This window comes from Streptomyces sp. NPDC059917, assembly GCF_042730635.1.
Lineage (GTDB): Bacteria > Actinomycetota > Actinomycetes > Streptomycetales > Streptomycetaceae > Streptomyces.
In genome coordinates this window covers 41,154-61,561 of sequence record NZ_JBHWLC010000036.1, presented here as the reverse complement: position 1 = coordinate 61,561, position 20,408 = coordinate 41,154, and the positions used below count along the sequence as shown (strand labels likewise).

At 70.9% G+C, this 20,408-nt stretch carries 19 protein-coding genes and 1 tRNA gene; 9 read left to right on the top strand and 11 right to left on the bottom strand.

The window, feature by feature from the left end:
- Nucleotides 1-167: 167 nt before the first annotated feature.
- A complete protein-coding gene (locus tag ACFWAR_RS21575; protein WP_385779447.1) occupies nt 168-473 on the bottom strand; it encodes a helix-turn-helix domain-containing protein in 306 nt (101 codons plus the stop codon).
- Between the two features lie 168 nt (nt 474-641).
- Between ACFWAR_RS21575 and ACFWAR_RS21570 the strand changes: the two genes are divergently transcribed.
- Nucleotides 642-1,475: a hypothetical protein gene (locus tag ACFWAR_RS21570; protein WP_385779445.1), complete on the top strand. Its 834-nt coding sequence runs from the start codon at nt 642-644 to the stop codon at nt 1,473-1,475.
- Nucleotides 1,472-3,292 carry a hypothetical protein gene (locus ACFWAR_RS21565; protein ID WP_385779443.1) on the top strand — a complete coding sequence of 607 codons (1,821 nt, stop codon included), beginning with the start codon at nt 1,472-1,474 and terminating at the stop codon, nt 3,290-3,292. Before ACFWAR_RS21570 ends, ACFWAR_RS21565 begins: the two co-directional genes overlap by 4 nt.
- Nucleotides 3,293-3,526: 234 nt before the next feature.
- Here the strand turns inward: ACFWAR_RS21565 and ACFWAR_RS21560 are convergent.
- From ACFWAR_RS21560 to galU, 7 genes are all read right to left on the bottom strand, one after another.
- A tRNA-Ala gene (locus ACFWAR_RS21560) sits at nt 3,527-3,600 on the bottom strand.
- A gap of 66 nt (nt 3,601-3,666) precedes the next feature.
- Nucleotides 3,667-4,728, bottom strand: coding sequence for a hypothetical protein (locus ACFWAR_RS21555; RefSeq protein ID WP_385779441.1), 1,062 nt, complete (start codon nt 4,726-4,728; stop codon nt 3,667-3,669).
- A 196-nt stretch (nt 4,729-4,924) separates the two neighbouring features.
- A complete protein-coding gene (locus tag ACFWAR_RS21550) occupies nt 4,925-5,536 on the bottom strand; it encodes a GNAT family N-acetyltransferase (RefSeq protein ID WP_385779439.1) in 612 nt (203 codons plus the stop codon).
- Nucleotides 5,537-5,553: 17 nt separating this feature from the next.
- Complete coding sequence (locus tag ACFWAR_RS21545; RefSeq protein ID WP_385779489.1) at nt 5,554-6,042, bottom strand: molybdenum cofactor biosynthesis protein B; 489 nt, start codon at nt 6,040-6,042, stop codon at nt 5,554-5,556.
- A 95-nt stretch (nt 6,043-6,137) separates the two neighbouring features.
- Entirely contained in the window at nt 6,138-6,617 is a 480-nt protein-coding gene (moaC, locus tag ACFWAR_RS21540) for a cyclic pyranopterin monophosphate synthase MoaC (RefSeq protein ID WP_385779437.1), read from the bottom strand.
- A 73-nt stretch (nt 6,618-6,690) separates the two neighbouring features.
- The gene (glp, locus tag ACFWAR_RS21535; RefSeq protein WP_385779435.1) at nt 6,691-8,064 is read right to left on the bottom strand and encodes a gephyrin-like molybdotransferase Glp; all 1,374 of its coding nucleotides are present in this window, start codon (nt 8,062-8,064) and stop codon (nt 6,691-6,693) included.
- 4 nt (nt 8,065-8,068) lie between these two features.
- Nucleotides 8,069-8,971 carry a UTP--glucose-1-phosphate uridylyltransferase GalU gene (gene galU, locus ACFWAR_RS21530; protein WP_354380489.1) on the bottom strand — a complete coding sequence of 301 codons (903 nt, stop codon included), beginning with the start codon at nt 8,969-8,971 and terminating at the stop codon, nt 8,069-8,071.
- A 95-nt stretch (nt 8,972-9,066) separates the two neighbouring features.
- Here galU and ACFWAR_RS21525 point away from each other — a divergent pair, with 95 nt between their 5' ends.
- Nucleotides 9,067-9,672: a 5-formyltetrahydrofolate cyclo-ligase gene (locus ACFWAR_RS21525; RefSeq protein WP_385779432.1), complete on the top strand. Its 606-nt coding sequence runs from the start codon at nt 9,067-9,069 to the stop codon at nt 9,670-9,672.
- Between the two features lie 7 nt (nt 9,673-9,679).
- On the opposite strand, the gene ACFWAR_RS21520 is transcribed toward ACFWAR_RS21525, so the two are convergent.
- Nucleotides 9,680-12,538: a penicillin acylase family protein gene (locus tag ACFWAR_RS21520; RefSeq protein ID WP_385779430.1), complete on the bottom strand. Its 2,859-nt coding sequence runs from the start codon at nt 12,536-12,538 to the stop codon at nt 9,680-9,682.
- Between the two features lie 190 nt (nt 12,539-12,728).
- Between ACFWAR_RS21520 and ACFWAR_RS21515 the strand changes: the two genes are divergently transcribed.
- From ACFWAR_RS21515 to mscL, 6 genes are all read left to right on the top strand, one after another.
- Nucleotides 12,729-14,285: a potassium/proton antiporter gene (locus ACFWAR_RS21515; RefSeq protein ID WP_385779487.1), complete on the top strand. Its 1,557-nt coding sequence runs from the start codon at nt 12,729-12,731 to the stop codon at nt 14,283-14,285.
- Between the two features lie 351 nt (nt 14,286-14,636).
- The gene (locus ACFWAR_RS21510) at nt 14,637-15,989 is read left to right on the top strand and encodes an MFS transporter (protein WP_385779428.1); all 1,353 of its coding nucleotides are present in this window, start codon (nt 14,637-14,639) and stop codon (nt 15,987-15,989) included.
- Between the two features lie 67 nt (nt 15,990-16,056).
- Nucleotides 16,057-16,389, top strand: coding sequence for an FmdB family zinc ribbon protein (locus ACFWAR_RS21505; protein ID WP_385779426.1), 333 nt, complete (start codon nt 16,057-16,059; stop codon nt 16,387-16,389).
- A 123-nt stretch (nt 16,390-16,512) separates the two neighbouring features.
- Nucleotides 16,513-17,346: an S-methyl-5'-thioadenosine phosphorylase gene (locus ACFWAR_RS21500; RefSeq protein ID WP_385779424.1), complete on the top strand. Its 834-nt coding sequence runs from the start codon at nt 16,513-16,515 to the stop codon at nt 17,344-17,346.
- 304 nt (nt 17,347-17,650) lie between these two features.
- Nucleotides 17,651-18,160, top strand: coding sequence for a hypothetical protein (locus ACFWAR_RS21495; RefSeq protein ID WP_385779422.1), 510 nt, complete (start codon nt 17,651-17,653; stop codon nt 18,158-18,160).
- A 93-nt stretch (nt 18,161-18,253) separates the two neighbouring features.
- On the top strand, nt 18,254-18,745 hold the full coding sequence (gene mscL / locus ACFWAR_RS21490) for a large conductance mechanosensitive channel protein MscL (RefSeq protein WP_385779420.1): 492 nt from the start codon (nt 18,254-18,256) through the stop codon (nt 18,743-18,745).
- A 1-nt stretch (nt 18,746) separates the two neighbouring features.
- On the opposite strand, the gene ACFWAR_RS21485 is transcribed toward mscL, so the two are convergent.
- Together ACFWAR_RS21485 and ACFWAR_RS21480 are read right to left on the bottom strand one after the other, a co-directional pair.
- Nucleotides 18,747-18,947, bottom strand: coding sequence for a hypothetical protein (locus tag ACFWAR_RS21485; RefSeq protein ID WP_385779418.1), 201 nt, complete (start codon nt 18,945-18,947; stop codon nt 18,747-18,749).
- 31 nt (nt 18,948-18,978) lie between these two features.
- Nucleotides 18,979-20,406: a NarK family nitrate/nitrite MFS transporter gene (locus ACFWAR_RS21480; RefSeq protein WP_385779416.1), complete on the bottom strand. Its 1,428-nt coding sequence runs from the start codon at nt 20,404-20,406 to the stop codon at nt 18,979-18,981.
- Nucleotides 20,407-20,408: the final 2 nt, after the last annotated feature.

The following is a 20,408-nucleotide window of genomic DNA, read 5'->3' as shown; positions in this document are numbered from 1 at the left end:
GTGGCACCGCCGAGGGTTCAGCTCGGCGGTGCCGGGTTGCGTGACCGCCCAGCAGGGGTGGCTTCCGCATGTCTGAGCGTAGTAGAGGCATTCTCCGCTCGGCGTCGGGAGCCACGAAGTTCGTGATGCCCGTTCGCTGTCTGGCGTTTCCGGGCACGGTTTGAGGCTCAATGCGTTCTGTTCCGTTCGATATTGGTGTTGTCCGGCCACAGTGCGATACCGGTGAAGTGGGCCAGGCGGGCGATGGTCGCCACGTCGGGCCAGGATCGTCCGGCCAGCAGGTCGGCGATGGCCTGCCGGTTGACTCCGGAGCCGGCCGCGGCGGCCCGCAGGCTCAGTCCGAGGCGGTCGAGGGCCTGGGCGAGGGTTCGGGCGATCTGGCGGACCGCTTCGGCGATGAACTGCTCGGGCCAGGCTTCCGGATCCTGGGTGAGCTGCCGGGGGGAGCGTGCGCGGGCGCGTCCGCCGACCATGCGCGCACCACCTTGTCTGTTGTAGTTGATCAGCTGTGGAATGGCTGCTTGTCCAGCCGGTATGCATGGACCGTGGTCCTTGATCCCGACACCTCCGCGAAGATCACCCGATACCAGCCTCGGGAGGCGTCCCCGCTCTGGGCGGAGGTCGCTCCGTTGGTGCGGTCCGTGGTCGCTGCCACCGTGACTGCGGTCCCCTACGACGTGGAGCGGTTGCTGCACGTCACTGGGCGTCTGCCGTTGTGGGCCGAGGCGAGTGGGCTGGAGCGGTCTGCGGATGCGTGGTTGCGCAATGAGGTGATCGACGCGTTCGTCCTCTCGCGCGCCGGCGACATCGAAGGGTCGTCGGTGCGGACGTATCGGACCTGGTTGCTGAGGGTTCGGGATGCTCTGGCGTGGAGTGAGCGCGGGGAGGCTGCTCCGGCCCGGATGCGTGCCGAGGCGAACACGTATCAGCCTTACGCGGCAGCCGAGTTGGCGGGTCTTCGGCACTGGGCCGCTCATCTGCCTCGTCAGCAGAAGACTGATGCGCTCGCGCTGATGGGCCTGGGCGCCGGGCTCGGCCTCATGCCGAAGGAGGTAGCGGCGAGCCGGGGCAGAGACCTGCAGCGTCTGCGTGGGAATGGTCCGCTCTTGCACACGGCCGTCGATCGCCTGGTTCCGCTCGTCGCCCGCGCCGCCTGGGACACCGTCTTGGGAGAACTCGGAGACCAGGCCGGGCGCGGGTACTTGTTCCGCCCGCGGCGGACCACCGAGTACGCGAAGAACCTGATCGGCTCCTGGTCCCTTGCACACCGGCCACCAGACTGCCTGCCGGCGCTGTCGGTGGGCCGGTTGCGGGCGACGTGGATCGTTGAGCTGATGCGGGCCCACATCGATCACCATCTGATCGCGCAGGCCGCCGGGCTCGCCTCGGCCGCCTCCCTCGCACGCTGGCAACACCTCGTTCCTCCCGTCGATGACGCCACCGCCGCACGGCTTCTGCGCGGACCTGAGAGGTGAGCAAGCCCCGGGCCTGGCGGAGTCCGGAGAAGATCAGGAAGTGCCGGCCACGGCCGGTCACTGACGCGCCGTTCGAGATCCCTGACTCCAAGGTCGGCCAGCTCGACGCTCTCCTGCACGGAACGGGTGTGCTCGACCTGATCGACGCCGAGCTGGCAGGTCGTCCCGGGCCGAAGGGTCTGCCAGTGCGGACCGTGCTGGTGGGACTGCTGCTGTCTCTGCACTACCACCGCAGCGCGAGCCTCGCGGATGTCTGCCGCGTGCTCCTGGACGAGTTGCGGGCCCCTGCCCGGGGCTGGCTGGGGATTCCGGATCCCGGCTCGCTCGACGCACACGGGCGGCACGCGTTCACCCGTTGCGTCTACCGGTCCTTCGACCGGCTGACCACCACTCTGGACCCCTTCCGCTGCGACCGGCGCCGTCGGCTTCCCGCTGACGAGGCCATGCTCGCGGCCTCGGCCTGGGAGGACACGGACGCCGAACGGGTGCGCCGCCGGGCCCTGCTGCAGGAGATCAGCGACCGCCTGGTCCTGATCACCGTCCGCCTCGCTCACCGCCGGGGCCTGTTCAAGGGCTGGCAGGGCGACATCGGCGTCGACACCACCCCGGTCCCCGCCTGGCACCATGAGCCCAGCGAGCATCGTGGTCTCGCGTCCGTCGAGATCACCGCCGGCTGGCACCACTGCGGCGGCTCCGACGAAGGGATCTTCGGGCACTCCGCGACACTCCTGGTCGCCGCCAGCCGCAGGCACCCAGCTAGCCACCCACAAGCCGGCAAGCGCGTCAGCCGGCACCCGCAACTCGTGCTCGGCCTTGTCCTGGACAGCCCCGGCAAGCGGATCGGACCGAACGCGATCCACGCCCTGACCCCGTTCGGCTTCCCCACCGGGATCCTGGCGTCCGACCGCGCCTACACCGACCAGGTCTCCAAACACTTCGCCCAGCCCGCAAGACGCCTCGGCTACCAGCTCGTCCTCGACTACAAGCGAGAGAACCGGGGCATCCAGGGCACCCACGAAGGCGCTCTGCTCGTCGACGGTTCCCTCGCCTGCCCCGCCATGCCCACCGCCCTCGCCCAGGCGACTTTCGACCTCAGCGACAAAGCCGTACGCGGCATCGGCGACGACACCCTGCTCCGTGAGCAGATCGCCGCCCGCGAGCCGTACTACCTGCGCCTCAAAGAGTCCGCGGACGAGCGCGGCGCGATCCGGCTCCAGTGCCCGGCCAGCGGACCGTCGCCCGCAGTGGCCTGCCCCCGCTTCAACCAGGTCCACCAGGTCCCCGCACCGCGGCCCGCCATCGTGGACCTCACCAGCCGGCGGGCCACCGCCGCACACACGGCTGCAAAACCCACCGTGCCCATCTCCCAGGCCGAACGCCTGCGGGCCCTGCCCGAGGAGGAACTGCCGCGGATCTGCCGGAAGCCGACGATCACGGTCCGGCCCGGCGACCTGGGCAAGCGCAACAAGTTCCGCCAGGACCGGCACTACCTCCACCCCAGCTGGCAGGACGCCTACCGGCCCGAACGGGCGAACATCGAAGGGGCCAACGGGAGGCTCAAGAGCCACGGCATCAACATCGCCGACCCCAGCAAGCGGCTCGCCCACGGGCGCGTCGCGCAGACCATCCTCCTCGCCCTGATGGTCTGCAGCGCCAACCTGCAGATGCTCTTCAGCTGGGCACAGACCACCGGCACCGCAGCCAACGGGAATCTCGCCGATGTGACCGCGGAGCTCACGGAAGCGGCTCCAGCCCCCATCACCGCGAACGGGCTCTCCCCGCCCCAGCTGCCACCAATGGTCCACACGAACGCCTGACACCCCGGCACCACACGACGAGCTCAAGCACGCCCATCGGCGGCTCCGGCGCCCCTCACGCACTCGAACCACCCCGAAACCCAGGCCGATCCTCCGCCAAACAGTGCCTCGAGGCCCCACCCACGTTCGGGCCTCACCTCGAACACACCCCGCAAACGCCGAGATCCCGCCCCGCCTTGCGGCGGAACGGGATCTCGTGACGTTTCCTGAGAGCTACTCAGGAACTGTCGTTTGTGGACCTGTGGGGATTTGAACCCCAGACCCCCTCGATGCGAACGAGGTGCGCTACCAGACTGCGCCACAGGCCCTTGCGACGTGTGAAACATTAGCATCCCATCCGGGGTGCACGGAAATCCGTTGTCCCGCAGGTCACGTCACTCGTTCGCGGCGCGGGGGCGGTCGTCGCCCTCGTACTGGTCGAAGAGCGGGGTGCGGCCCCGGTCGCGGCTGCGGCGCGGGGTCGGCGGGGTCGCCTTCTGGTCCGCGCGCGGGTCCGGGACGGCCGCGTGGGGCGCCGTCTGCTGGTGCGGCTGCTGGGCGCGCAGGCGGGGTTCCGTCGGCTCCGCCGCGCTGGAGCGCGAGGAGCTCCAGGCGTCCGGGGACGCCGGGCCGGTGGCCCGGGGGGCGACGGGGGCCGTCACGTACGTCGGCAGCGGGACCGGAACCGGCTCCCAACTGTCGCCGCGCGCCGGGCCCCGCTCGCGCTCGCGCTGCTGGTCCACCCACTCCGCGTGGTCGGTCTGCTCGACCAGGGCCCGTCGGCCGGCCTCCTGCGGGGAGACCGGTGGCGCGGGGTCCGGTTCGGAGCCCGCGGCGGCCTCGGGTTCGCGGCGCCGGGGGCGGTTCTCGCGCAGCCGCCGGGCGGCGGTCTCGGCGCGGCGCCGGTCCATGGTGAAGACGAACCGCCGCCGCTCCTGCACCCGCAGGTGCACGATGTACGCGCTCAGCAGGATCGCGGGGACCGCCGGGGCCCAGAGGTAGCGCAGCCCGCCGACGGCGGCGACGACCGCGCCGAGGGTGAAGACGAGGAAGAGCATCGCGGTGGTGCGTCGGCGCCGGGCGAGGACCTGGAGGCGCTGCTCGCGCCGGGCGCGCTCGGCGCGGTCCGCCCGTTCGACGGTCGCGCCCCGCGGTTCCGCCCTGGTTCTGGGCACGGCATTGACCCGGGCGTCGGCGTCGACGGAATTCACTTTCTCCGTCGCGGCGTCCGGGTCCGCGTGGTGCTGGGCTTCCGCCTCCTCGTCACCGCGCTCACGCAGCCCCTTGGCGTAACGGCGCTCCATTCCGGCCCGGCCGGAAAGCAGCCGGATGGCGGTGGAGAAGCGTTCCGTCGGACGGGCTTCGTTCAGCTCGTCCTGCCTCCGGAGCCACATGGGCACCAAGTAGGCGGCCCAGGCCCCCACGATGACTGCGTAGATGAGGCCGCTGCTGCTCACACCCCACACCGTAGAGGGGTACGACCGGAGGCATCCGCCAATTGGGCCGGTGTGTCGCACGATCCGGCTGATATCACGGACTTTTTTTGTGATTCTTCGGATCAGGTTATGGAAACTCCGGCAATTATTCGAACCTTTATTCGAACAATCGGGTCTTGGTTGCCAATGGCGACCATATGGCCGTCCGGCGCGGGCGCTATTTCTGCGGCGGAGCGTGCCCGTGGCGTTCGCGGTGCCAGCGGTTCAGCAATCCGTCCCGCGCCTCCTCCGCCGTCAGCGCGAAGACGAGGTGGTCCCGCCACGCGCCGTCGATGTGCAGGTAGCGCGGCCGCATGCCCTCCTCGCGGAAGCCCAGCTTCTCCACGACCCGCCGGCTCGGCCCGTTCTCGGGCCGGATGCACACCTCGATGCGGTGCAGCCCGACCTGGCGGAAGCAGTGGTCCACCGCCAGCGCCACCGCGGTCGGCATCACGCCCCGCCCGGCCACGTCGCGGTCCACCCAGTAGCCGACGTGGCCCGCGCACATGGAGCCCCAGGTGATGCCGGCGACCGTCAGCTGCCCGACGAGGCGGCCCTGGTACTCGATGACGAAGGGCAGCATCCGGCCCCCGTTCGCCTCGGCCCGCAGGTGGCGGACCATCTGGCGGTACGTCGGCCGCTGCACGGCCGGACCCCAGGGCGCGGCCGGCGGGATGGTCGCCTCCCACGGCCGCAGCCAATCGCGGTTGCGCCGGTTCACCTCGCGCCAGGCACGCTGGTCACGGACTTTTATCGGCCGGAGCGTGACATCGCCGTCCGCCAGCACCACCGGCCAGGTGGGTCCGTTCAGCTCGGGCTCCCGGGTCTGGGATGGTCGCCGCCCCGGATCTGGTCGACGGCGTGGAGCAGGATGCGGTCCAGGACGCTCAGGCCGTCCCGTACGCCGCCGGTCGAACCCGGCAGGTTGACGATCAGCGTGTGCCCGGCGACGCCCGCCAGGCCCCGGGACAGGGCCGCGGTCGGCACCTTCGCCAGGCCCTCGGCGCGGATCGACTGCGGGATGCCGGGGATCTCGTAGTCCAGGACCCGCGCGGTGGCGTCCGGGGTCCGGTCGGTGGGCGAGATCCCGGTCCCGCCGGTGGTGAGGATGACGTCGTACCCGGCGGCCACGCCCTCGCGCAGGGCCTCTTCGACGGGGTCGCCGTCGGGCACCACGCGCGGGCCGTCCACCGCGAAGCCGAGCCGGGCGAGGGCGTCCGCGAGCAGCGGGCCGCCCTTGTCGGCGTACACGCCCCGCGAAGCGCGGTTGGAGGCGGTGACGACCAGGGCGCGCAGCGGCGCCCGTTCACCCTCCGGCGCGCCGGGAACGTCCGCGTCCGGACCGGGGCCGCCGTGCGCGTGGCTGTGGACCTCGCCGCCGCGCGGGGGGTTCACGCGCGGTTCCAGTCGCCGGACTTGCCGCCGGTCTTCTCCTCCACCCGGACGTCGGTGATGACCGCGCCCTTGTCGACGGCCTTGACCATGTCGATCACGGTGAGCCCGGCGACCGCGACGGCCGTCAGCGCCTCCATCTCGACGCCCGTGCGGTCGGCGGTCTTGACGGTGGCCAGGATCTCCACGGCGTCGTCCGTCACCGACAGGTCGACCTTGACGCCCGAGACGGCGAGGGGGTGGCACAGCGGGATCAGGTCCGGGGTGCGCTTGGCACCCATGATCCCGGCGATCCGCGCGGTGGCGAGGGCGTCGCCCTTGGGCACGCCCTCGCCCCGCAGCAGTTCGATCACCCGGGGCGAGACGAGCACCCGGCCGCTCGCGCGGGCCGTCCGCGTCGTGACGTCCTTCTCCGACACGTCGACCATCCGGGCCGCGCCGGCCTCGTCGATGTGCGTCAGCCTGCTCTGCGTGCTCATAAGTGCGTGCTGCTCCCGTCCGGGCCCCGCAAGGGCCTGTGTGGTGCAACACGCTACCCGCACCGGGCGGGGTTCAGCCGAGCAGGACCACTTCCAGCTCGCTGCCGGGCTCCACCGAGGTGACGTCCTCCGGCACCACCATCAGCGAGTCCGCGTGCGCGAGCGCGGCGATCAGGTGCGAGCCCGATCCGCCGACCGGGCTCACCGTCCCGCGCTCCGGGTCGTGCTTGCCGCGCAGGAACTGGCGGCGTCCGGCCGGCGAGCGCAGCGCCTTGTCGGCTTCGAGCACCGCGCGGACCACCGGGCGGTGCAGGTCCCCCGCGGGCAGGCCCATCAGGGCCCGGATGGCCGGGCGGACGAAGAGTTCGAAGGAGACGTACGAGGACACCGGGTTGCCCGGCAGCGCGAGCAGCGGGGTCGCGTCGGGGCCGACCGTGCCGAAGCCCTGCGGCTTGCCGGGCTGCATGGCCAGCTTGCGGAAGTCAACCCGGGTGGCGTCGACGTCGCCCTCACCGGACGCTCCGTCGGCGTCCGTCGCCACGGACGTCAGGGCTTCCTTCACCACGTCGTACGCGCCGACGCTGACGCCGCCCGTCGTGACGATCAGGTCCGCCCGGATGAGCTGGTCCTCGATGGTCGAGCGCAGGGTGTCGGCGTCGTCGGCGACCGCGCCGACCCGGTAGGCGATGGCTCCGGCGTCACGGGCCGCGGCGGCCAGCGCGAAGCTGTTGGAGTCGTAGATCCGGCCCTCGGTCAGCGGTTCGCCGGGCTGGACCAGCTCGCTGCCGGTGGACATGACGACGACCCGGGCGCGCGGGCGCACCCGGACGGTGCCGCGGCCGATGGCGGCCAGCAGCGCGATCTGCGGCGGGCCGAGCACGGTCCCGGCGCGCAGCGCCAGGTCACCCGCCTGTACGTCGCTGCCGCGCGCGCGGACATGGGCGCGGGCCTCGGCGGCCCGGTACACCCGGACCTCGCCGCGTGCGCCCTCGGGGGCCTCGCTGGCCGGGGTCATCCCCGCGGCCGCGCCGCCACCCGTACCGCCGTCGGTCCACTCGACCGGTACGACGGCCTCCGCGCCCGGGGGCAGCGGGGCGCCGGTCATGATGCGGGCGGCCTCGCCGGGGCCAACGGTGGGCAGCTTCCCACTGCCCGCCGCGACGTCCCCGATGACCGTCAGCACCGCGGGGAACTCCTCGCCCGCGCCCTGGACGTCGGCCACCCGGACGGCGTACCCGTCCATGGAGCTGTTGTCGAAGGGCGGGAGGGCGACGGGCACGGTGACGTCCTCGACCAGGACACAGCCCTGGGCGTCCAGCAACTGGAGCTCGATCGGCTCCAGCGGCCGGATCGCGGCGAGTACGTCCGCGAGGTGCTCGTCGACCGACCACAGACGCTGCTGGTCGGCGTCCGTCGATCGAGGATCCTGCGGTGCTGAACTGGTCAAGGTGCTACATCTCCTCCGTGACGTAACTGTGAAGCCAGGTGCGGAACTCCGGGCCCAGGTCCTCGCGCTCGCACGCGAGGCGGACGATGGCCCGCAGGTAGTCCCCGCGGTCCCCGGTGTCGTAGCGGCGGCCCCGGAAGACCACGCCGTGCACCGGGCCGCCGATGGACTCGTCGGCGGCCAGCTTCTGCAGGGCGTCGGTGAGCTGGATCTCCCCACCGCGGCCCGGCTCGGTCTCCCGCAGTATGTCGAAGATCGCGGGGCTGAGGACGTACCGGCCGATGATCGCGTAGTTGCTGGGCGCTTCGTCCGCGTCCGGCTTCTCGACGAGACCGGTGATCTTGACGATGTCGTCGTCGCCGGTCTTCTCCACGGCGGCGCAGCCGTAGAGGTGGATGGACCGGGGGTCCACCTCCATCAGCGCGATGACGGTGCCGCCGGTGCGCTGCTGGAGGTCGACCATCTGCTGCAGGAGCGGGTCGCGCGGGTCGATCAGGTCGTCGCCGAGGAGGACGGCGAAGGGCTCGTCGCCCACGTGCGGGGCGGCGCACAGCACGGCGTGACCGAGTCCGCGCGGGTCGCCCTGCCGGACGTAGTGCATGGTGGCCAGGTCACTGGACTCCTGGACCTTCTTCAGCCGGTCGTCGTCGCCCTTGGCGATCAGGGCCGACTCCAGCTCGTAGTTGCGGTCGAAGTGGTCCTCCAGGGGCCGCTTGTTACGCCCAGTGATCATGAGGACGTCGTCGAGACCGGCCGCGACTGCCTCTTCGACCACGTACTGGATGGCCGGCTTGTCCACAACCGGGAGCATTTCCTTCGGGGTGGCCTTCGTCGCCGGGAGGAAGCGAGTGCCGAGGCCCGCGGCCGGGATGACGGCCTTCTTGATCACGGGGTGCAACTGAGTCATGGGCAGAACGATAGTCGGTGGCTCTGAACGCCTTGCGAACACCCGGGTGAATTGTTCCGCATTTGTCCTGAAATAGAAGGGTCTGAGAACCAGCTGTGGTACAGAACCGTTCCAATAAAGCGGAGTTGCGGCGCTCACTTCTCGCCGCCCGCCGCGCCCTGCCCGACGAGACCCTGCGCAGGTCGGCCCGCGCACTGGCCGAGCGGGCGCTCGACCTGCCCGAGCTGGCCGACGCCGGCTCCGTGGCCGCGTACGTCTCCATCGGCTCCGAACCCGGCACCCGGGACCTGCTCGACGCGCTGCGCGGACGCGGGGTCCGCGTCCTGCTGCCCGTCCTGCTCCCGGACAACGACCTCGACTGGGCCGCGTACGAAGGTCCCGCGAGCCTGGCCGCGGCCGCCCGCGCCGGGAAGATGACCCTACTGGAACCGGTCGGCCCGCGGCTGGGTCCCGACGCGGTCACCGGCGCGGACGCGGTGCTGCTGCCCGGGCTCGCGGTGGACGGGCGCGGGATGCGGCTGGGGCGCGGCGGAGGCTCGTACGACCGGGTGCTCGCCCGGCTGGAGCGCGCGCGGGCCCATCCGGCGCTGGTCGTGCTCCTCTACGACGAAGAGGTGGTCGCGCGGGTCCCGGAGGAACCGCACGACCACCCCGTGCACGCCGTGGTCACCCCGTCGGGGGTGCGCCGCCTGCGCCCCTAGAGGGGCGTCACGGCTTGAGCGTCAGCGTCTCGACCGTCGCCTTGGCGACCGCCTCCTTGCCGAAGGCCCAGTCCAGCAGCTCGCCCTTGGCCCACATGTCCGTCTGGTCGGTGTAGTGGTCGGCGTAGGCGTGGCCCGAGGCGCCGGTGAGGTTGATCCACTTCGACTTGTCGAGGTCGTTGAGGTTCACGACCATGCGCATCGAGGGGACCCAGGTCACGTCGTAGCCGCTGGAGGCGTTCCAGCCGGTGGCGTTGACGGTGGCCTCGCCGCCGCCCAGGTTCCAGGGACCGCGGTTGAGCAGCCACTTCATGAAGCCGGGGCCCTCGGTGCCGATCGTCTGGTTCTTCAGCGTCAGCTGGTGCAGCCGGCCCCAGCTCCAGCTGGACTGGTCCTTGCCGAGCTTGGCCGTCAGCTCCCAGCGGGCGTCCTTCATGGCCCGCGCGAAGAGCTCGTCGCGGGTGGTGGTCGCCTTGTCCGAGTACAGGGCGGGCGACTGCCACCAGGCGGACTTCTCGTCCTTGACCAGCTTGCGGACGACCTCGAACCAACGGTCGCCGCCGTCGGGCTGCGCCGAGTCCGAGTCGCGCTCGCCGCACTCGCGGACCACCGTGGCGAGGTCGTCCGCCGGGCCCGTGCCGTTGCCCTTGACGTTCATGCAGCTGCCCTTGACCCGCAGCTCCTTCGGCATCTTGTCGCCGAAGGACAGCTTGAGGATGTTGCGCCAGACCGCGTTGAAGTAGGCGGCCGCCGCCGAGTCGGGCTCCTGCGTGTAGTTCCAGCCCTCCAGCAGCTTCTGGGCGGACCGCACGTCCGGGTCCGAGACGGGGATCTTGGTCAGCAGGGGCGCGAGCAGCGTGGCGATCTCGCTGCTGTTGTCCGTCTGCATGGTGCGCATGTCGTCGGTGGAGATCTTGCCGCTGTCCTTGATCTTCGCCTCGATGAGGTCGTTGATCCGCTGGCTGCGGGCGCCGTAGCCCCAGTCCGTGGTCAGCGTGTACGGGTACTTGCCCGCGCCGGTGCCGCTCTCGACGACCGCCTGGTTGGCGGTGACGACGTAGCCGCGCTGCGGGTTGTACTCGGAGGGCAGCTCGTTCTGGGGGATGAAGCCCTTCCAGGCGTACTTCGAGTCCCAGCCCGGCGCCGGCATCCGGCCGTCGCCCGTGGTGCGCAGCGGGATCTTGCCCGGGGCCTGGTAGCCGATGTTGCCGGTCGCGCCCTTGTTGTCGGCGTAGATCAGGTTCTGCGACGGGACCTCGAAGTCGGCGGCGGCGGCCCGGAAGCTCGGCCAGTCCTTCGCGCGGTTCAGCTTGAAGACGGCGTCCATCGACTTGCCCGCGTCCAGGGCGGTCCAGCGCAGGGCGACGGCGTAGCCGTTGCCGCGGTCGGGGGCCGTGCCGCCGACCGGGGCGCGGGCGCCGACCGTGCCCAGCTCGTCGCTGCGGTCGGAGACGAGCGGACCGTTGTTCGTGGTGCGCACGGTGATCTTCTTCGAGGTGCCGCCCGCGATCTTGATGACCTCTTCGCGGGTGGTGAAGGGGAGCACCTTGCCGTCGTAGACGTAGCCCTCGGGCTTGACCTGCTCCAGGTAGAGGTCGGTCACGTCGGCGCCGAGGTTCGTCATGCCCCAGGCGATGTCGGCGTTGTGGCCGATGACCACGCCGGGCATGCCGGAGAAGGAGAACCCGGCCACGTCGTACTGGCAGGACGCCGAGGCCGTCCGGCAGTGCAGGCCCATCTGGTACCAGACCGAGGGGAGCTGCGGGGCCAGGTGCGGGTCGTTCGCGAGCAGCGGCTTGCCGGTGGTCGTGTACTTGCCCCCGATGACCCAGGAGTTCGATCCGATGCCGCTGCCGTTGGGACCGAGCAGGGCGGGGATCTGGTCCAGCGTCGAGGCCAGCGAGGTGAGCTGGGTGCGCAGGCCCGCGCTGGCGCCCTGGACGGTGGTGTTGTCCACCGCGCTGGTGTTGTTGGCGGAGGTGGAGGGGCCCGAGTTGTTCGACCCGGTGCTGTTGGAGCCCGTGCTGTTCGAGCCGGAGCTGTTGGAGCCCGTGCTGTTCGACCCGGAGCTGTTCGACCCGGTGCTGTTCGAGCCCGGGGCGCCCTGGGTGACGAACTTGCCGCCCTCGATCTTGCCGCCGTCGACGATCGACTTGTTCCGGTCGAAGGGGTACGGCGGGTACAGCTCGTCGATCTGGGCCTGCGTGAGCTTGCCGGTCATCAGCGAGCGGTCGATCTCTTCCTGCATGTTGCCGCGCAGGTCCCAGGCCATCGCCTTGAGCCAGGCCACGGAGTCGACCGGGGTCCACTGCTCGGGCTTGTAGTCGTCGCTGAGCTTGAGGGCGGCGTGCTCGACGGAGAGGTCCTTGCCGGACTTGCCCTTGAGGTACTCGTTGACCCCGTCGGCGTAGGCCTGGAGGTACTTCTTCGTCTCGGGTGAGAGCTTGGTGTCGTACTCGCTCTGCGCGACCTGCCGCCAGCCCAGCGTGCGCAGGAAGGCGTCGGTCTCGACCTGGCCGGCCCCGAACATCTCGGAGAGACGGCCGGAGGTCATGTGGCGGCGTACGTCCATCTCCCAGAACCGGTCCTGCGCGTGCACGAAGCCCTGCGCACGGAAGAGGTCCTGGTCGGTGTCGGCGTAGAGCTGCGGGATGCCCTTGGCATCGCGCTTCACCTCTACGGGCGCGGTGAGTCCGGCGAGCTTGAGGGTGCCGGTCGTCTGCGGGTAGGAAGCGCGCAGCGTGTCCGCGCTCCAGTACGCCCCGTAGCCAAGGCCCGCGACGAGCGCCAGCACCAGCGTGAGCACGATCAGACGGGCGCGTCGTCCCTTCTTCTTGACGGAAGGGGCGGATTCTTTGGCGGGCATCGCTGTCCTTCGCGGGGCAGGGTGGTCCTGGAGTGCTGGAGCAACCATAGGCGCAGGGCGCCCGGGAGTGATCCGCGAGGGGTCCCGGCGGCTGGCAGCAGGGGCGATGGCCGTTTCACAATGTGAGTAGAGCGTCAAGAAATCGTCAAATATTAGGTAAGGTAACGAAGTACTTGCCGCCGGAGCAACGATCCGGCAGGCGCTCCGAGGGAAGGATCGCCCGCTGACTGTCCACCAGCTCAATGAGCTTCTGCTGGTCTGCTCGCTCGTGCTGCTCATAGCCGTCGCAGCGGTGCGCATCTCCTCGCGCAGCGGGCTCCCCAGTCTGCTCATCTACCTCGGCATAGGCATCGCGATAGGCCAGGACGGCATCGGCAACGTCGTCTTCGACAATGCGGAGCTGACGCAGGTCATCGGCTACGCGGCCCTCGTGGTGATCCTCGCCGAGGGCGGTCTGGGCACGAAGTGGAAAGAGATCAAACCGGCCCTGCCCGCCGCGATCGTGCTCTCCCTGGTCGGCGTCGCCGTCAGCGTGGGCGTCACGGCCGCCGGAGCGCACTACCTGGTGGGGCTGGAGTGGCGCCAGGCGCTGCTGATCGGAGCCGTCGTCTCCTCGACGGACGCCGCCGCCGTCTTCTCCGTCCTGCGCAAGGTGCCCCTGCCCGCACGGATCACCGGCGTCCTGGAAGCCGAGTCCGGCTTCAACGACGCCCCCGTGGTGATCCTCGTCGTGGCCTTCGCCACGGTCGGCCCGGTGGACGACTGGTACGTACTGCTCGGGAAGATCGCCCTCGAACTCGCCATCGGCGTCGCGATCGGCCTGACCGTGGGCTTCCTCGGGGCCTACGGCCTGCGGCACGTGGCGCTCCCCGCCTCCGGCCTCTACCCGATCGCCGTGATGGCCATCGCCGTGACGGCGTACGCGGCCGGGGCGATGGCCCACGGATCCGGCTTCCTGGCGGTCTACCTGGCGGCCATGGTGCTGGGGAACGCGAAGCTCCCGCACTGGCCCGCGACCCGCGGGTTCGCCGACGGACTCGGCTGGATCGCCCAGATCGGCATGTTCGTGCTGCTGGGCCTGCTCGTCACCCCGCACGACCTGGTCAACGACTTCTGGCCGGCCGTGATCATCGGCCTGGTGTTGACGATGGTGGCGCGCCCGCTGGAGGTCTTCCTGAGCCTGCTGCCCTTCCGGCTGCCGTGGCAGGAGCAGGCCCTGATGTCCTGGGCCGGGCTGCGCGGCGCCGTCCCCATCATCTTGGCCACCATCCCCATGGTGTCCGGGATCGAGGGCAGCGACCGGGTCTTCAACATCGTCTTCGTGCTCGTCGTCGTCTACACCCTGGTGCAGGGGCCGACGCTCCCCTGGCTGGCCCGCAAGCTCAAGCTCGGCGACCAGGGGCCGGGGGCGGCCGACCTCGGGATCGAATCGGCGCCGCTGGAGCGGCTGCGCGGACACCTGCTGTCCTTCGGCATACCCGAGGGCTCGCGGATGAACGGGGTCGAGGTCAGCGAGCTGCGGCTGCCCGCCGGGGCCGCCGTCACGCTGGTGGTGCGGGACGAGAAGAGCTTCGTACCGCTGCCCGCGACCGTGCTGCGGCGCGGGGACGAGCTGCTGGTGGTCGCGACGGATCCGGTGCGCGACGCCACGGAGGCCCGACTGCGGGCGGTGGCCCGGGGCGGCAAGCTGGCGGGCTGGCTCGGGACGGGCGGGTCCACCGCGGTCACCCACCGGGGTCCGAAATAGGACAGGTTCGATGCCGAGTGGCTGGTTCTGCCCTGTTTTCGGGGGGAGCGGAAGGCGAAGTTCCCGTTAATCGCAGGTGAAGAGATGCGATGTCGCCGCAATCACAGGGCGCGGTGGGCGGTGTGCCTGTACCATGAAGGCACACCATATCGAACCAACTCTGTCTGACGCAGAGCTGGCGCGACCGCTCGGCGGCCGTGGCACCCTCCCGCAGTGGGGCGCCCAGGTATCACTCGGTTCGGCGCAAGAGGACAGCTCTCGGGGCTCCCACATGTACGGGTGCGACTCGCTCACAAGGCGCCGCACCGTCCGCAGTCGGGGAGTTCTACCAGGCAGCGGAAAGGCAAGGCCGTGACATCCGCGGTCACGACCGAGAAGTCCCGCCCCGGCTACGGCCAGCTCCTGCGCACGCCCGGTGCCCTCAGCTTCCTGATCCCCGGCTTCGCCGCGCGACAGCCCTTCGCGATGCTCACCATCGGCATCGTCCTGCTCGTCCAGCACACCACCGGCTCCTTCGGTGACGCGGGCGTCGTCGCCACCGTCACCGGCATCTCGATGGCGCTGTTCGCCCCGCAGATCGGCAAGCTCGCCGACCGCCGCGGCCAGAGCGCCGTCCTGATCCCCACCGTCTTCGTGCACGCCGCGTCCGTCGTCGGTCTGACCTCGCTGGCCCTGCTGGACGCGCCGCTGTGGGCCCTCGCGCTCGCGGCGGTCCCGGCCGGCGCCTCGGTCCCGCAGGTCGGCCCGATGGTCCGGGCCCGCTGGGCCGCCAAGCTCGAAGGCTCGCCGCTGCTGTCGACGGCCGCCGCCTGGGAGTCCGTCACCGACGAGCTGACCTTCGTCGTCGGCCCGGTGCTCGCGACCTTCCTGTGCACCACCGTCCACCCGTCGGCCGGTCTGCTCACCGAGGCGGGCCTGACCCTCATCGGCGGTCTGCTCTTCGCCGCGCAGCGCGGCACCCAGCCCAAGCCGGTGCCCCGCCTCGCGGGTGGCGAGAAGCACGCCTCGGCGCTGTCCTTCCCGGGGCTCCGCGTCCTGATCGTCGCCTTCGTCGGCATCGGCGCCGTCTTCGGCGGCATGCTGATCTCGCTCGCCGCCTTCTCCGAGGAGATCGGCAACCCGGGCGCGAACGGCCTGCTCTACGGCATCTTCGCGGGCGGCAACATGATCGCGGGCATCGCCTGCGGCACGATCGCCTGGAAGATCGGCCCGCGCCGGCGCCTGATCCTCGGCTACGTCGGCCTCACCGCCGCCGCGTCGGTGCTGTGGACCGTGAACTCGGTCTTCCTGCTCGGCGCGCTCGGCCTGGTCGTCGGCCTGTGCATCGCCCCGGCCCTGATCACCGGCTACACCATGATCGAGCAGCTGGTCCCGGCCGCCTCGCGGACCGAGGCCTTCACGGCGCTGACCGGTGCGGTCGCCTTCGGGCAGGCCGCCGCGGTGACCGTCGCGGGCCGTCTGACCGACGCCCACGGGTCCTCGTACGGCTTCCTGGTCCCGGCGGCGGCCACCGCGCTGGCGCTGCTGACCCTGCTGGCGCTGCGCTCCAAGCTGGCGCCGAAGGCTCCGAGCCGGGTCATCAGCTCGTCGCAGCAGCCGTCACAGAAGCCTTCGCAGCAGCCGTCCGGCACGTCGAAGCCGGGGGCTACCGTGCGGGTGAACGAGCGTGTCGTGGGTCACCGCGTACCGGTGACGGTGGACTGATCGGCCGGAATACGTCACCATGGAACGTCGTTAGCACTCATTGAGTGAGAGTGCCAGGAGGAAATTCGTGCCGACCTACCAGTACCAGTGCACCGAGTGCGGTGAGGGCCTTGAGGCCGTGCAGAAGTTCACCGATGACGCACTGACCGTGTGCCCGAGCTGTGACGGACGCCTGAAGAAGGTGTTCTCCGCGGTCGGCATCGTCTTCAAGGGCTCCGGTTTCTACCGGAACGACAGCCGCGGCTCCTCGTCGAGCAGCACGCCGGCCTCCAAGCCCGCGTCCTCGACGACCGCGTCCGCTCCGGCGGCTTCGGCTTCGTCCTCCTCCTCGACGTCGTCGTCCTCGACCTCGTCGTCGTCGAGTGGCTCCTCCAGCAGCGGCAGCACCTCCGCCGCCTGACGTTCCGCTTCACGAAGGGCCCCGCCACCGGTCACCACCGGCGGCGGGGCCCTTCGCGCGTTCGCACGCCCGTTCCCCGGATCCCCCGTGAGGGTTCTCGTGGCAGCCTTTAGGGTGGGGATCATGGCGAACGCAGAGATCGGTGTCATCGGCGGCTCGGGCTTCTACTCCTTCCTGGAGGACGTGACCGAGATCGAGGTGGACACCCCGTACGGCAAGCCCAGCGACTCCCTCTTCCTCGGCGAGCTGGCCGGCCGCCAGGTGGCGTTCCTGCCCCGCCACGGCCGCGGCCACAAGGTCCCGCCACACAAGATCAACTACCGCGCCAACCTCTGGGCCCTGCGCTCGGTGGGCGTCCGCCAGGTGCTCGGCCCCTGCGCGGTGGGCGGCCTGCGCCCGGAGTACGGCCCGGGCACCCTGCTCGTCCCCGACCAGCTGGTCGACCGCACGAAGTCCCGCGCCCAGACCTTCTTCGACGGCGAGCCGCTGCCCGACGGGTCCGTCCCGAACGTCGTGCACACCACCTTCGCCGACCCCTACTGCCCCGTGGGCCGCGCGGCCGCCCTGGCCGCGGCGCGGGGACGGGACTGGGAGCCGGTGGACGGCGGCACCATGGTCGTCATCGAGGGCCCGCGCTTCTCGACCCGCGCCGAATCCCGCTGGCACGCGGCGGCGGGCTGGTCGGTGGTCGGCATGACGGGCCACCCCGAGGCCGTCCTCGCCCGCGAGCTGGGCCTCTGCTACGCCTCGATGGCCCTGGTCACCGACCTGGACGCGGGCGCGGAGACCGGCGAAGGGGTGTCCCACACCGAGGTCCTGCGGGTCTTCGGCGAGAACGTCGGCCGACTGCGCGAGGTCCTCTTCGACGCGGTGGCCGCCCTCCCGGCGACGGAGTCGCGCGACTGCCTGTGCACACACGCGCACGACGGCTGGGACCTGGGCATCGAACTGCCGTAGCGGGTGCGCTCGCGGCGGGTGGGCTCGCGGCCGGTGGGCTTCCGCGGTGGGCGGGATCGCTCGTGTGGGTGACCGGGTTGTCCACAACCTGGGGGCCGTCCACAGGGCGGAGCGGGATCCGGCGGACGGGCGGATCGTGAGGGGGTCCGGGCAGATCGCCCGGGCTCACCTGACGAAGGGCGTGACGGCCATGTCCGCTTCTCCTTACCCGCGTTCCACCCCCTCCCCCTCCTCCTCTCCGCCTTCCCCCGGTGCCGGTGTCGGCACCGGAGGCCGTGGCGGTTCCGCCACCGCCTGCGGCCCCGTGCACGCCGTGCCGGCCTTCGCCCCGCTCCGGGTGGGCCGGAGCGGGGACCGGCTGCGCAGGGCGGTGCGGCGCAGGCGGCGGGTGGTGGGCGCGGGCCTCGCGGTGGCGGCGGCCGCGCTGGCCGCCGGGGCCGGGGCCGGGGCCAGTGCCTCGCGGGCCGCGCCTCCACCACAGCCCCCGGTGGCCTCCGCCGCCGGGCGGGCCGTTCCCGTGCCCCTGGTGTCGGCGCCGGTGCGGATCGCGGACGCGGCGACGGTCGGGCTCCTGCGGGTCGGGGACCGGGTGGACGTGGTGGCCGCGGAGCGGGACGGGCCGCCGCGGGTGCTGGCGGAGTCGGCCAGGGTTGCCGAAGTGCCGCCCGGGGAGAAGGGTGTTGGGGACGCCGGGGCGCTGGTGGTCCTGTCCGTGCCCCGGGACACCGCGCGGGCCCTCGTGGGCGCGGGCACGGTGGCGCGATTGGCCGTGACCCGATGCCGACTCGTACACACACCCGATCAAGTCGCCTGATGGTGTGCGCCGATTGGACACGCCGGGCCCGGACTGCCGTAGTTTTCGGAACCGTTGGCTCCGAGTGCAGTACGAGCGAAATGAGATGCAGTGGTGAGCGAGAAGAACACCGGCCTCCTGGCAGGCTTCAAAGCCTTCCTGATGCGCGGCAACGTGGTCGACCTCGCGGTGGCCGTGGTCATCGGTGCGGCGTTCACGAACATCGTGAACTCGGTGGTCAAGGGCATCATCAGCCCGCTGGTCGGCGCGATCGGCACGAAGGACCTGGACAAGTACTCGTCCTGCCTGAAGAGCCCCTGCGAGACGAACGCGACGGGCGAGGTCGTCTCCGGCATCCCGATCATGTGGGGCTCGGTGCTGAATGCGACGCTCAGCTTCCTGATCACCGCGGCCGTCGTCTACTTCCTGATGGTGCTGCCGATGGCGAAGTACCTCGCCAAGCAGGAGCAGCGGCGCAAGGCCAAGGAAGGCGTCCAGGAGACCATGGAGATCAGCGAGCTGGAGGTCCTCAAGGAGATCCGCGACGCGCTCGTCTCCCAGCGGGGCGGGGGCGCGACCGGCCAGGGCCGGGACGGCTCGGCCTGACTCAGACGTGGTGCGGCGGCTTCTCGTCGAGGAAGCGGGCCAGGTCGGCCGCGCTGTCCGCGGCGGGGGGCCGGTCCCCCCAGCCCCGGTCCGTGTCGTCCGAGGACTGCCGGTCCAGCGGGTCGTCGAAGTCCAGCTTCGGCTTCGGCCGGGACCCGGCGGGCTGGGGCGACTGCGGGCCGGAGGCGGGGGCGGTACTCATGCCTCAAGGGTACGGCCGCCCCCGCGGCGGCTCAGCTGGGCGCCTCGGCACCCTTGCGGGCGTAGAACCACCAGCAGACGACCAGGCAGGTCGCATAGAACCCGATGAAGATCCACAGGGCGGTCGTCACCTGGAGGTTCGCGAACATCGCCGGGATGAAGAAGAAGCCGTAGGCGGCGATCGCGGAGGAGAAACCGGTGACCGCGCCCGCCTCCATCTCGGACTGCTTGAGGGCCGCGGCCTGCGCCTCGGGACCCTTCCCCTCGGCCTCCTTCGCGTGCTGGTCCCGGAAGATGACCGGGATCTGCCGGAAGGTCGATCCGTTGCCCAGGCCGGAGAAGAAGAAGGCCACCAGGAAGCCGATGAAGAAGGTCCAGAAGCTTCCCTGGTCGCCACCGGAGGGCAGCGCGAAGATCACCACGACCAGCGCGGCCGCCATGCCGACGAAGGAGAGCATGGTGACCCTGGCCCCGCCCATCTTGTCCGAGAGCCAACCGCCGGCCCAGCGCATGATCGCGCCGACGAAGGGTCCGATCCAGGCATAGGTGGTGGCCTGGTAGCCCTGGGTCTCGAAGTTGTTCTTGATGAGCAGCGGCAGGCCCGCGGCGAAGCCGATGAAGGACCCGAAGGTGCCGACGTAGAGCCAGGTCATCAGCCAGTTGTGCTTGCGCTTGAAGATGATCTTCTGCTGGCTGAAGGGGGCCGCGGCCACCTTCAGGTCGTTCATCAGGAACCACGCGAGCAGCGCCATGATGACCAGCAGCGGCACCCAGAGGAACGCGCCGTTCTGGAGCCAGATGTCGGTGTTCTTCTTGGCGTCGTGCTGCGGACCACCGGCGGGTGCGCCGAGCACGGCCGCGGTGACCACCAGCGGTGCGACCAGCTGGACCACGCTGACGCCGAGGTTGCCGAGGCCGCCGTTCAGCCCGTTGGCACTGCCCTTCTCCCGTTTGGGGAAGAAGAAGCCGATGTTGGCCATCGAGGACGCGAAGTTGGCGCCGCCGATGCCGCAGACCGCGGCGATCAGGGCCAGCTCCCAGTACGGGGTGCCCGTGTCCTGGAGCGCGAAGCCCAGCCAGAGCATCGGGGCGACCAGCACCAGGGTGCTGATCGCGGTGAACTTCCGCTCGCCGAAGATCGGCCCGATGAAGGTGTACAGGATCCGGAAGGTGCCGCCGGTGATGCCGGGGATGGCGGTCAGCCAGAAGAGCTGGGACTTGGAGAAGCCGAAGCCGACGTCGTTGAGTTTCACGACGGTGACCGACCAGACCTGCCAGACCACGAAGCCGAGCATCAGCGCGGGGACGGAGACCCACAGGTTGCGCTGGGCCACCTTGCGGCCGGTGGACTGCCAGAAGCCGTCGTCCTCGGGACGCCAGTCGGCGATGGTCGAGCCGGGCTTGTAGCTCTCGGCCCGGTGCGAACGGGACGCCGGTGTGACGGGGGTGGGTATGGACATGG

Excerpts from the sequence above, each read along its gene's own strand:
- ACFWAR_RS21500 (WP_385779424.1), top strand. The coding sequence starts at position 16,513 with ATGGCGAACGCAGAGATCGGTGTCATCGGCGGCTCGGGCTTCTACTCC.
- ACFWAR_RS21485 (WP_385779418.1), bottom strand. The coding sequence starts at position 18,947 with ATGAGTACCGCCCCCGCCTCCGGCCCGCAGTCGCCCCAGCCCGCCGGG.
- ACFWAR_RS21480 (WP_385779416.1), bottom strand. The coding sequence starts at position 20,406 with ATGTCCATACCCACCCCCGTCACACCGGCGTCCCGTTCGCACCGGGCC.
- moaC (WP_385779437.1), bottom strand. The coding sequence starts at position 6,617 with ATGAGCACGCAGAGCAGGCTGACGCACATCGACGAGGCCGGCGCGGCC.
- galU (WP_354380489.1), bottom strand. The coding sequence starts at position 8,971 with ATGACTCAGTTGCACCCCGTGATCAAGAAGGCCGTCATCCCGGCCGCG.
- ACFWAR_RS21520 (WP_385779430.1), bottom strand. The coding sequence starts at position 12,538 with ATGCCCGCCAAAGAATCCGCCCCTTCCGTCAAGAAGAAGGGACGACGC.
- ACFWAR_RS21575 (WP_385779447.1), bottom strand. The coding sequence starts at position 473 with ATGGTCGGCGGACGCGCCCGCGCACGCTCCCCCCGGCAGCTCACCCAG.